7 protein-coding genes and 6 tRNA genes are annotated in these 12,419 nt (G+C 40.4%); 9 read left to right on the plus strand and 4 right to left on the minus strand.

All coding sequences use genetic code 11. The features are described 5' to 3' along the window. Positions 1–164: 164 nt before the first annotated feature. The 8 genes from ACAY00_RS06080 (at position 165) to ACAY00_RS06115 (ending at position 4,016) form a co-directional block, all read left to right on the plus strand. Positions 165–240 (plus strand) — tRNA-Val (locus tag ACAY00_RS06080). A gap of 34 nt (positions 241–274) precedes the next feature. Beyond that, a tRNA-Val gene (locus ACAY00_RS06085) sits at positions 275–350 on the plus strand. A 28-nt stretch (positions 351–378) separates the two neighbouring features. Further along, positions 379–454, plus strand: a tRNA-Val gene (locus ACAY00_RS06090). Positions 455–495: 41 nt separating this feature from the next. Further along, positions 496–571 (plus strand) — tRNA-Val (locus tag ACAY00_RS06095). 32 nt (positions 572–603) lie between these two features. Further along, positions 604–679: transfer RNA gene (locus ACAY00_RS06100), tRNA-Val, on the plus strand. A 28-nt stretch (positions 680–707) separates the two neighbouring features. Next, positions 708–783 (plus strand) — tRNA-Val (locus tag ACAY00_RS06105). Positions 784–1,168: 385 nt separating this feature from the next. Beyond that, positions 1,169–2,581 (plus strand): glutamate--tRNA ligase, encoded by a 1,413-nt coding sequence (gltX, locus tag ACAY00_RS06110; RefSeq protein WP_371378690.1) that lies wholly within the window; start codon positions 1,169–1,171, stop codon positions 2,579–2,581. A 109-nt stretch (positions 2,582–2,690) separates the two neighbouring features. Then, positions 2,691–4,016 carry a DEAD/DEAH box helicase gene (locus ACAY00_RS06115; protein ID WP_371378693.1) on the plus strand — a complete coding sequence of 442 codons (1,326 nt, stop codon included), beginning with the start codon at positions 2,691–2,693 and terminating at the stop codon, positions 4,014–4,016. Between the two features lie 67 nt (positions 4,017–4,083). On the opposite strand, the gene hpf is transcribed toward ACAY00_RS06115, so the two are convergent. From hpf to ACAY00_RS06130, 3 genes are all read right to left on the minus strand, one after another. After that, positions 4,084–4,419 carry a ribosome hibernation-promoting factor, HPF/YfiA family gene (gene hpf, locus ACAY00_RS06120; RefSeq protein ID WP_371378695.1) on the minus strand — a complete coding sequence of 112 codons (336 nt, stop codon included), beginning with the start codon at positions 4,417–4,419 and terminating at the stop codon, positions 4,084–4,086. A gap of 727 nt (positions 4,420–5,146) precedes the next feature. Continuing rightward, entirely contained in the window at positions 5,147–6,736 is a 1,590-nt protein-coding gene (locus ACAY00_RS06125) for an ABC-F family ATPase (protein ID WP_371378698.1), read from the minus strand. 313 nt (positions 6,737–7,049) lie between these two features. Beyond that, positions 7,050–8,102 (minus strand): CDP-glycerol glycerophosphotransferase family protein, encoded by a 1,053-nt coding sequence (locus ACAY00_RS06130; protein ID WP_371378701.1) that lies wholly within the window; start codon positions 8,100–8,102, stop codon positions 7,050–7,052. 213 nt (positions 8,103–8,315) lie between these two features. Here ACAY00_RS06130 and ACAY00_RS06135 point away from each other — a divergent pair, with 213 nt between their 5' ends. Further along, on the plus strand, positions 8,316–10,094 hold the full coding sequence (locus tag ACAY00_RS06135) for a mechanosensitive ion channel domain-containing protein (RefSeq protein WP_371378704.1): 1,779 nt from the start codon (positions 8,316–8,318) through the stop codon (positions 10,092–10,094). Between the two features lie 45 nt (positions 10,095–10,139). On the opposite strand, the gene ACAY00_RS06140 is transcribed toward ACAY00_RS06135, so the two are convergent. After that, positions 10,140–12,374, minus strand: coding sequence for a YgiQ family radical SAM protein (locus ACAY00_RS06140; RefSeq protein WP_371378707.1), 2,235 nt, complete (start codon positions 12,372–12,374; stop codon positions 10,140–10,142). Positions 12,375–12,419: the final 45 nt, after the last annotated feature.

Here is a 12,419-nt window from a genome sequence, read left to right on the forward strand (position 1 = left end):
TTTTAATGGTTTATTAAGGCATAAATTGGCTAGAATAAAACGAATTTGAACGCCATTTAAACATTTTGTATTAAAAAACAGCATTCAATTAAATAATCTGTTTTTTTATCAAAGTTTGTGTTGACACTTTTAAAGTGTTCCCTATAATACGCATCCACAGAGACGGACGGTTAGCTCAGTTGGGAGAGCATCGCCCTTACAAGGCGAGGGTCACTGGTTCGAGCCCAGTACCGTCCACCATCTTTGATGAAGTTCTCTGTATTATGTTTTGAATGGACGGTTAGCTCAGTTGGGAGAGCATCGCCCTTACAAGGCGAGGGTCACTGGTTCGAGCCCAGTACCGTCCACCATTCAATTCATATCCCTAATTTACTCGATGGACGGTTAGCTCAGTTGGGAGAGCATCGCCCTTACAAGGCGAGGGTCACTGGTTCGAGCCCAGTACCGTCCACCATTTCATGTGACATCATGATCATCAAGTAAATGAAAGATCCTGGACGGTTAGCTCAGTTGGGAGAGCATCGCCCTTACAAGGCGAGGGTCACTGGTTCGAGCCCAGTACCGTCCACCATATTCTGCAATATCATTGTGACAATTTTGACTGGACGGTTAGCTCAGTTGGGAGAGCATCGCCCTTACAAGGCGAGGGTCACTGGTTCGAGCCCAGTACCGTCCACCATTCAAAATTATGTCCTCTAAGACCCAATGGACGGTTAGCTCAGTTGGGAGAGCATCGCCCTTACAAGGCGAGGGTCACTGGTTCGAGCCCAGTACCGTCCACCACTTAGATAATTTTATCCCCTTTTGCACATGCACTTTTAATCTGAAGTTTTTGTATCAGCGTGTTCTAAAATTTGCCTTTACTTTTGGCAGGTGATTTCAACTGCATATGCGAGAGCAAATTTTAGCCTAACTTTTTTGGCCTACATTGGCCTTGAATACTCGCACCAACTTATTGCTAAAGAAGAAACAGTTGCTAGGCTTCTATTTAGGCAATTTAATCGCTTCATGGCTAACTTATCTGACTCAATTTCTTGATAAAAAAACCAATTCAAAGATGATTAATCAGATGAAGTTTTTAGCTTGAGCTGTTAAAATACGCGACAATTTTTTTGACCTTTGTTTCTTGTTTGTTTGACCCAGATAAGAATTATTCAGTGAGATGACTATGACTTTAACTACCCGTTTTGCACCAAGCCCAACTGGTTATTTACACGTAGGTGGAGCACGTACTGCTCTTTACAGTTGGTTATACGCCAAAAAGAATGGCGGTGATTTTGTGCTTCGTATCGAAGATACTGACTTGGAACGCTCAACTCAGGAGTCGGTTGATGCCATTATGGATGGTATGAATTGGTTAAATCTTGACTGGAATTTAGGGCCTTATTTTCAAACGCATCGTTTTGAGCGCTACAAAGAAGTGATTCAACAACTGTTAGATAACGGTCACGCTTATCGTTGCTACTGTACTCCTGAAGAAGTCGATGCAATGCGTGAAGAGTTAAAAGCGAAAGGCGAAAAGCCTCGTTATAATGGCCTGTGGCGTGATCGTACTGATTATCCTGAAGATAAGCCATACGTTATTCGCTTTAAAAATCCATTAGAAGGCTCGGTGATTATTGAAGATATTGTTAAAGGCAATATTGAAATTTCAAACAGTGAATTGGATGACTTAATCATTGCTCGCTCAGATGGTTCACCAACGTACAACTTAACGGTTGTTGTTGATGACTGGGATATGAAAATCACTCACGTGATCCGCGGCGATGACCACGTAAATAATACGCCTCGTCAAATTAACATTTTACAAGCCTTGGGCGCACCAATTCCACAGTATGCTCACATCCCGATGATTTTAGGTGATGATGGTAAACGCTTATCTAAACGCCACGGTGCGGTAAGTGTTATGCAATACCGTGACGAAGGTTATTTACCTGAAGCGCTGTTGAACTATCTTGTGCGTTTAGGTTGGTCACACGGTGATCAGGAGATTTTTTCTCGCGAAGAAATGATCAAATTATTTGATTTGACTGGCTGTAACCGCGCCCCATCTGCGTTTAATACCGACAAGCTTATTTGGGTTAATCAACATTATATGAAAACCCTAGACCCTGAGTATGTTGCAGAGCACTTAGCGTGGCATATGGCTGATCAAGGTATTAATACGGACCATGGACCGGCACTTTCTGACGTGGTAAAAGTGCAAGCAGACCGCGTTAAGACGTTAAAGGAAATGGCGCAAATTTCGCGTTACTTTTATCAAGAATATTCTGAGTTTGACGAAAAAGCCGCGAAAAAGCATTTGCGTGGCGTAGCTAAGGCGCCTCTTGAGCTTGCTAAGAGCAAGCTTGCTGCGCTAACCGATTGGACAGCTGAAAATATTCATGCTGCAATCAATGCGACAGCCGAAGAGTTAGAAGTGGGTATGGGCAAAGTCGGCATGCCTTTGCGTGTTGCTGCTACCGGCTCAGGGAACTCGCCATCGTTAGACATTACTTTAGCACTCCTAGAGCGTGATCAAGTTGTTGCTCGAATCGACAAAGCAATTCGCTTTATTGATGAGAGAGCCGCTAACGCTTAATAATGGGTATTTCGAAATAGGCTGATCTACAGCCTGTTTTAACTTAGTTTAAGCTACACTTATCGTGTAGCTTTTCTGTTTTGACTGTTTGCATTTTAGGAGAACTTAATTGCAATTTGCACACTTTAATCTTGACCGTCGTTTGTTAACATCTGTTGCTCACATGGGACATGAAACCCCAACCGAAATACAGCAACAAGCCATTCCTGCCGCTATGTCGGGCGCTGATCTAATCGCCTCATCTAAAACCGGTTCGGGTAAGACTTTGGCATTTTTGTTACCTGCGGTACATCGATTAATTCGAAACAGAGCATTATCGAAAAAAGATCCAAGAGTTTTAATTTTAACGCCGACGCGTGAGCTAGCGAAACAAGTTTATGCTCAATTGCGAGCGGTAACAGCGGGTACCCAGTTTAAATCGGCTTTAATTTTGGGCGGTGAAAACTTTAACGATCAAGTAAAAGTGCTCGATAAAAACCCTGATTTTGTGGTGGGAACACCCGGTCGTGTCGCCGATCACTTAGCCAAAGGCCTGTTTTACTTAAACGGCTTAGAGCTGTTAATTTTAGATGAAGCAGACCGAATGTTAGATCTAGGCTTTGCCGACCAATTAAAGCAAATTAATCAGGCCGCCGATCATCGTAAACGTCAAACTCTAATGTTCTCGGCAACACTGGATCATGACCAAGTTGAAGAATTTGCTCAAGACTTGCTTAACAAGCCAAAACGAATCGCTATTGGTGCAATAAATAGCGAGCACAGCGATATTACTCAACGCTTGTATTTAGCCGATAATGTTGAACATAAAGAAGCCTTGCTAGAGCATTTTATTAAGCATGAAAATATTCATCAGCTCATTATTTTTACCGCCACTCGCGTTGATACCGAGCGTTTAGCTACCATGCTTAACGCAAAAGGGATTGATAGCGTGGCGTTAAGCGGTGAATTAAAACAGGGCGATCGAAATCGTATAATGGAAGGTTTCGCCAAAGGTTTGCAAAAAATTCTAGTCACAACCGATTTAGCTTCACGTGGCTTAGATTTAGTTAATGTATCTCATGTTATTAATTTTGATTTGCCAAAACACAGTGAAGAATACATTCACCGCATTGGTCGAACCGGGCGCGCCGGAGCGAAAGGGGATGCTATTTCGTTTGTCGGCCCGAAAGATTGGCAAAGTTATTTGAATATTAGTGCCTTATTACAACAGCGTTTTAGTTTTTCTGAAGTTGAGGGGTTAACGGCCAAATTTAAAGGTTTGAAACCAAAAACTAAAACTAAGGTCGAAAAAACAGAAAAGGTTAGTTCTAAGACAAACGCTAAAAAGACCACAACGAAAGCGAAGACTAAGAAGAAAATCATCTTTAGTGAGGATAATTTTGCCGACATGCCGATGGTTAAGAAAAAACCAAAACCATCGCCAAAGGCAGAATAACTTAGGTTATCGGTGACAAACAAAAAAGAGCTCAAATGAGCTCTTTTTTATTGATATTAGGGGAAATTTAAGCGTTGGCAACTAATTCAGATTGCGGTACTTCGTACTTATTATGCAGGTTTGCGCTTAAAATACCTTTGCGGTGTTTCAGCGCCGCTTCCATCTTCTTAACAGATGCACCAATGGCTTTATATAAATCATCGTCACTTGCCGAAATGGCAACAGTTTGGTTTTCATAGTTGGTGACGGCTTCAATTTTTTGAGTGTTTTTGTCTACCGTAATTATAACTTCAAGGGACATTAGGCTCGGGAAATGGTTTGCAACTTTTTCGTATTTACTATTAATAACATCGGAGATAGCTTCAGTAACTTCAATGTGATGTCCAGAAATAATTATTTTCATATATGTCTCCTAAATTTTGTTTTCAATATTAGAATGTTCCTATCTTTCCTGAGATACAAGCATTTTTTCTTAAAATGTGTACCAAATTTGTAACGCTACTTTTACCCCTTATATTTCAATTGCTTACAGTGTTTAAAAATTGTTCTATAGAAAATTGATGACTCATTACCAGCGCATAGCGGTTAATCTTTAATCAATATGTAAATGCTTTATTGGTAAAAAAGTTCGATTTTCTTGTCATTAAAGCCTCGTATATAACTTTGTTAAAGTCATCTTATCTCTTATCTTTTCAGAACTGAATCACGCTTAATAGCGTAAATTTAGCCTGCTGATCAAAGGCGATGTTTTTAATTTTGTGGGGGACTAGGTTATAGACAAACGCAATCACATTTTGTTCTGAAATTTTTTATATTAAAGTATTAATTTTTGCTCGGCTCATTATGGTTATAAATTGTATTGCCATAGTTTGAGTATAATTAAAAACGGCGACAATGGTTAATCTCCTGTTTACTTTGTAACAAATTTGTTGAGTCAGATCAAAGGCTGTGGTTAATTTATCAACCGGCTATAACGACATGGTTCAAAAAAGAGGTTAATGAGGGCTGACTTAGTCAGTTTTGATGGGATCAAGTAAATTGTGTTTTGTTCGCTGATGAACGTAAAGTGACTCACGTTGTTTAATGAAAAAAAAATCGGGCTTAAAAGCCCGATTCGTAAAAATGGCAGCCTAGGCCTGTTGAGATTTTAAGTACTCTTCATAAGTACCGGCAAAGTCAACGTAGCCGTCGGATTTTAGCTCGATGATACGTGTCGCAATCGATGATACAAATTCTCTATCGTGTGATACAAAGACAATCGTACCTTCGTACTTTTCTAAGGCAATGTTTAGCGATTCGATAGACTCCATATCCATATGGTTTGTTGGTTCATCTAGCACCAAGATGTTGGGCTTTTGCATCATCATCTTACCAAATAACATACGGCCTTGTTCACCACCGGATAGCACTTTTACCGACTTTTTAATATCATCAGAAGAAAACAGTAGTCGGCCAAGATAACCACGGATCACCTGCTCGTCATCACCGGGACTGCGCCATTGGCTCATCCAATCAAATAAATTCATGTCTTGCTCAAATTCATGTGCATGATCTTGGGCATAGTAGGCTATTTTTGCATTTTCTGACCAGTTGGCAAAACCGGTATCGGCTTGGTATTCACCCATGAGAATTCGTAATAGGGTGGTTTTACCCGCACCGTTTTCACCAATGATGGCAATTTTCTCACCAACTTCCGCCATTAAATTCATATTTTTTAAGACATGGTTGCCATCAAAACTTTTATTTAAATTCTCAATTTCTAATGAGTTACGGAATAATTTTTTCTCTTGTTCAAAGCGAATAAAAGGGTTAACGCGACTAGACGCTTTAACTTCTTCCAATTGAATTTTATCAATTTGCTTAGCGCGTGATGTTGCTTGTTTGGCTTTTGATGCATTGGCTGAGAATCGACGAACAAAGTCTTGTAGATCAGAAATTTGTGCTTTTTTCTTAGCATTGTCAGCCATTAAACGAGCGCGTGCTTGAGTAGCCGCTAGCATATACTCATCGTAATTACCGGCATAAATACGTAGTTCTCCATAATCTAAATCGGCCATGTGAGTGCACACACTGTTTAAGAAGTGACGGTCATGCGAGATGATGATCATGGTAGAATTACGGTCGTTTAAAATATCTTCTAACCATTGAATGGTGTGGATATCAAGGTTGTTGGTTGGTTCATCAAGAAGCAATATATCAGGATCAGAAAACAACGCTTGTGCTAGCAAGACACGAAGTTTCCAACCAGGAGCAATCTCGCTCATTGGGCCAAAGTGTTGCTCAGTAGGAATACCAAGACCTAATAGTAATTCACCCGCGCGCGATTCAGCCGAGTAGCCATCCATTTCGGCAAACTCTACTTCAAGGTCTGCCACTTTCATCCCTTCTTCTTCGCTCATTTCGGCAAGGCCATAAATACGATCGCGCTCTTCTTTGATGGCCCACAGTTCTGTGTGCCCCATAATTACGGTATCGATAACCGAATAGTTTTCGAAGGCGAATTGATCTTGGCGAAGTTTACCTACACGTTCGTTCACATCAATAGAAACATTACCAGCAGAAGGTTCTAAATCGCCCCCTAAAATTTTCATAAAGGTTGATTTTCCACAACCATTTGCCCCGATTAAACCGTAACGGTTGCCGCCACCGAATTTAACCGAAATGTTTTCAAATAAGGGTTTTGCCCCAAATTGCATCGTAATATTTGCTGTAGTGATCAAAGCAGGTATCCTGACAAGTTAAAATTGTGCGCATTATACGCCAAAGGAGGTCATTGCGGTACTTAGTTTTTACTTTAATGAGAACACTTTTAGTGGCTTTGCTAAAGGTTTTTGGCAAAGACAATAGTAGGAAGAAGAATGAACTAAGGCTGCATTTGTTACAAATAAACAGCGCTTAGATGAACGTGGTTTTCACCACCAAGCAAGCTCGATAAACTTTTAACTGGCAAAATGTCAACATAAGATTAGCGAGCTTTAAATTCCTAGACTGATACTGTTAGCTTTTTCAGCTGGTTTTCCCTGTTGGGCTAGCTTATCGCCAATGGTAGTACTTAAACTTTTTACGCATTTTAAGTTTGCGGATAATATTCCAAGGCTTGGCTTTTAAATGCGCAGTCCCTCGACTAATTAAATCATCAATGGCTTCAACCACTCGTTTGCTCGATTGACCATCTTTGTAAGGGTGGATGCTGCTACAGTGCTGATCAATGAGTGACAGTAGCTTAGGGTCATTACTTAATGCATATTCAATCTTTTCTTCTAGATGTTCAGGGCTTGAGAAGTTAATCATCCAATCTTCTGGTCTACGGTTGTTCAAAGCAACCACTGGCTTTGCCTGCAGGGCAAATTCAGCCAAGATAGATGAGGTATCTGAAACTAATACATCTGCTGCTTGCAATAGAGGAATGACATTGCTGGTTTCAATAAATCGAACATTTTGCTGGCGCTGAGCCAAAGCTTTAAACATCGCTATTTCGTCTGTCTTAGCTTTTGGGTGTAGCTTAATCAGCCATTGCCATGGGTGTTTTTTAGCCAGTGATTCAATATGAGGAAGCAACGCATAGGTGCTGGTTAATTTCGGTGAAAACGTTGGTGCATATAATATGGTAGGTGATGCACTTTGATATTTATCGGTGTCAGCATGCAAAGTAAAAAGAGGGTCTAATTTAGACCAACCGGTTTCGACAACTTCACAAGTACCATCATTTATGTTGTTAAATGCATTAGTGATATTCGGGCCTTGGGTGCAATAAAGGTCGAAAAAACCACGAATATTAAATTTGTTTTTCTTACCAGAATCAAAGCCATGAAAAACTTGAACTTTAATTCCTGGGAAAAAGTCAGGAATATAATTGCCAGGAACAAGCACGGCATCGGCCTGATATGCTTTAACTTCAGCAATGGTTCTAAAAAGTCGATCGGTTGTTTCACTGAACGCGGCCGCTTCTGAATGTTGAGGTATAAACCAAGCAACCTGATGTCCTCGTTGTTTTAAAACCTGTTCAATGGGACGAAGGACATTAAAGGAATACGACAAAGTAACGTAAAAAAGGTACTTATTAATTTTAGGCTGTTGCATGTTCATAAGTTTTGTAGTGATGATAAGACGTGATCAAAATTAATGACTGTTATTCTAACATTTTATTTTAGAGGGGAAATAAAAATAACGATGGGAGTTTCATTTAATAGATAGGCTATTAATTATACAAGGAATTGATTTGTGTTCTAAACTGCTAAAAGTAGACCTCTTTTATACCTAAATACTCAATATAACATCAACTGTTATTAGGCTATCTTTATGAATTCTAAAAACCTTCTATTACCCATTCGATTTTACCTGCTTTTTGCCTTTACCCTTTTAATCTTATCAACTCTGGCTCAAGCGCAAGATTCATCACCATCTGAAACACAGAACAACGATCAAAAGCAAACCGAAATGGCTTCGTTGAGTAAAGAAATCAACGAATCTACAGAAGAAATAAAGGAATTATCGCTTGCCCTAAAATCGGCGACAGGTGAGGAGTATGATGCTATTCAACTTCGACTCTACCAAAAAAATATGGCATTAAGAGCCAGTATTGAAACCGCCATTGATGAGGAAGTTTTTGAACCCAAAGTTTTACAACAAATGGTTAAGGGCCAAGCGAATTATACCGAACGAGCGATGACATACATAGAAGGTAAGTTTCTTGAGAAGGTCAATGAAATCAATACAGCAGAGCTCGATGCTAAGTTATCTTTATTGCCTGGTTATAAAGAGTTGCATGAATTTTTTGATCTGATGTATCGTTGGAGTTGGCAAAATGAGCAGTGGCGTCAAAAACTGGGAATAGCAAAACCCAAAACCGTTGAGGTTTTAAAAGAAAAATACGAAATTCGTATGGACTTGGTGTCGGCATCTATTGACTATTTAATGCAGCAACAAAAAACCGTTTCGACGCAATTATCGCAAAGTCCAGAGTCAGAAAAGGCGAGTTTTCAATTGCAAAAATTGATCAACGATCAGCGATTAGATATTGCCGTAAACAGTTTACGTCAACTAAGCTCAGACGCCGCTGAAATGGGGATGAAAACGGCAGAATATCGTCAGCTTATTTTTAAAGCGACAGGGAGTATTACGCACGATTTACTCGACTTTGAAGTCCTTTGGGGCATATTAGTAAGCGCCTCTAAAAGTGTGTTCAACTGGTTAAGTGAGAACGCAGCGGATGTATTTTTTAAAATACTGATATTTATCTTAGTTTTATTTATTGCCCACCCAGTGGCCAAATTAACTCGACGGGTGGTTGGTAAAACCGTTGCATCTAAGAATTTAAATTTCTCTCAATTGATGCAAGACTTTTTTATATCCATATCGAGTAAGACCGTTTGGGTGATTGCGATTCTCATCGGCTTATCTCAAATTGGCATCAACTTAGCCCCAGTTCTAACCGGTTTTGGTATCGCTGGTGTGATTATTGGTTTGGCCTTGCAAGACAGTCTTTCTAATTTGGCCGCCGGTATGATGTTACTCATTTATCGTCCATTTGATGTTGGTGATTTTGTTCATGCCGGTGGCGTTGATGGCAAAGTTAATAAAATGAGCTTAGTAAATACCACGATCAGAACCTTTGATAATCAAATCATTATTGTGCCGAATAATAAAATCTGGGGTGATGTAATAAAAAATGTTACCCATGAGCGAACTCGACGAGTCGATATGGTCTTTGGTATTGGTTACAACGATGATTTACTCAAAGCTGAGCAGATTTTAATCGATATCGCGACGTCACATCCAGCGGTATTACCTGTACCGGAAACTATGGTGAAATTACATACATTAAATACTTCCTCTGTTGATTTTATTGTCCGTCCATGGGTTAAAACCGATGACTACTGGGATGTTTATTGGGATGTCACCAAAGAAGTAAAACTTAGGTTTGACAGAGAAGGGATCTCAATCCCATTTCCGCAACAAGATGTGCATTTGCACATGGTGAAGGGGAATAAAGAGAATGATCAATTAAAACGTATTAGGCTAAGTGATGAGCCTAAGTTAGATAAAAATGAGCAGCAGCAAAACGATGAAAAAAGCTAAACACTCAAAATTTCAGAGTGTCTAGCTTATGATATATATGAAAATTTATTTTCGTTTTTTAAACTGGTCGTTACTAAAACGAGTCAACCCAGGTTGACTCTTGTTCGAACCCCGTTTGCCTTTAGACATCGGCCTTTGTTGACCTGGAGATGTTTTACGTCCACTGGCATTATTTTTACCTTTCTTAAACGCCATACTCTTTTCTGCTCGGGTTTCAGCGGGTACTAAACAACCCGGACCACTGCCAATCAATTTTCTAGCCAGTCCCATCTTAGTGATCGCTTCGCGAATGATCGGCCAATTTACCGGATCGTGGTATCGTAAAATGGCTTTATGCAAACGTCTTTGGATTGTGCCTTTGGGCACTGGAACCGAAGCATTATCTTTACGGATTTTATTTAACGAGTCCATTTCTGTATGGTAAATCGTTGTCGCATTAGCAAGCGGTGACGGATAAAAATTCTGCACCTGATCCAGTTTAAAGTCATTGCTTTTTAGCCATAATGCTAAGTTAATCATGTCTTTATTTGTGGTGCCTGGATGGGCCGAAATAAAATATGGGATCAAATATTGTTTTTTACCGGCAACTTTTGAGTAATGGTCAAACATCTCTTTAAACTTGTGATACGAACCCATGCCGGGCTTCATCATTTTCGCCAATGGCCCTTCTTCGGTGTGCTCGGGTGCGATTTTTAAATAACCACCCACATGATGCGTTGCCAATTCTTTCACGTAGTCTGGATCACGAATCGCTAAGTCATAGCGTACCCCTGAGGCAATTAATACTTTTTTAATCCCCTTAACTTTTCGAGCCTTACGATAAAGTTCAATCGTTGGGGTATGGTCGGTATCCATATGACCACAAATATCTGGCCAAACACAACTTGGTCGACGACACGTCGCTTCTGCTTTTGGGCTTTTACAACGTAATTGATACATGTTCGCTGTTGGTCCACCAAGATCGGAAATAACACCAGTAAAACCAGGTACTTTGGCCTTAATATCTTCAATTTCGTCAATGATAGATTGCTGCGAACGAGATTGAATAATGCGTCCTTCGTGCTCGGTTATTGAACAAAATGAACAACCACCAAAACAACCACGCATAATATTAATCGAGGTTTTGATCATGTCATACGCGGGAATTTTTGCATCGCCATAACTTGGGTGTGGTACCCGAGCATAGGGTAAACCAAACACCCCATCCATTTCTTTTTCACTCAGTGGAATCGCTGGCGGATTTAACCAGATACTGCGATCGCCATGGCTTTGCATTAAAGCTCTGGCACTGGCTGGGTTAACTTCTTGATGAAAAATTCTCGAAGCATGGGCATAGAGTACTTTGTTATTCGATACTTGCTCAAAACTTGGTAATTTAACGTAGGTTTTTTCCCAAGGCTTGAATCTTTTGCTCCAGCTTTTATTTTGATAATCACTGATTTGAATCGGTACAGCCTCTTTACTAACGTCGACGCTATTATCTTGCTCATCGGTTGATTGCTCACAGGTTGAAGCTGTAATTTCTTGATATGGGCTAACAATCGGGTCAATTTTACCTGGACGGTCAATACTGCGCGAGTCAACACCACGCCAACCTGGCAAGGCTGTTTTGGTAATAAATGCGGTACCATGGACATCTTTAATCTCAGTTACGTTTTCACCGCGCGCTATTCTATGCGCCACTTCAACGAGCGGACGTTCAGCATTACCATAAATTAAGATATCGGCTTTGGCGTCAAACAACACACTGCGTCGAACTTTATCAGACCAATAATCATAATGGGCTATTCGGCGAAGACTGGCTTCAATACCACCAATAACAACTGGCACATCTTTGTAGGCTTCTTTACAACGTTGGCTGTAAACTAACACCGCTCGATCTGGGCGTTTGCCACCTTCGTTGTTAGGGGTATAGGCGTCATCGTGGCGAATTCGCCGTTCAGCAGTATAGCGGTTAATCATCGAGTCCATGTTACCCGCTGTTACCCCATAAAATAGATTGGGCTTGCCCAATGTCATAAAAGCATCTTTAGAATGCCAATCTGGCTGGCTTATGATACCAACACGAAAACCTTGTGATTCCAGCATCCGGCCAATAATTGCCATACCAAAACTTGGGTGATCAACATAGGCGTCGCCGGTCACTAGAATGATGTCACAACTGTCCCAACCGAGTGCATCCATTTCCTTTTTAGACATGGGAAAGAATGGGGCAGAGCCATAACATTCAGCCCAGTATTTGGGATAATCAAATAATTCTGTTTTTGGTAATGGGATCATAGATTGGGATAACTCTTATTTGTAAATGGTTGCCAAAGGCGTATC

It is taken from the genome of Thalassotalea sp. 273M-4, from assembly GCF_041410465.1.
GTDB classification, from domain to species: domain Bacteria; phylum Pseudomonadota; class Gammaproteobacteria; order Enterobacterales; family Alteromonadaceae; genus Thalassotalea_A; species Thalassotalea_A aquiviva.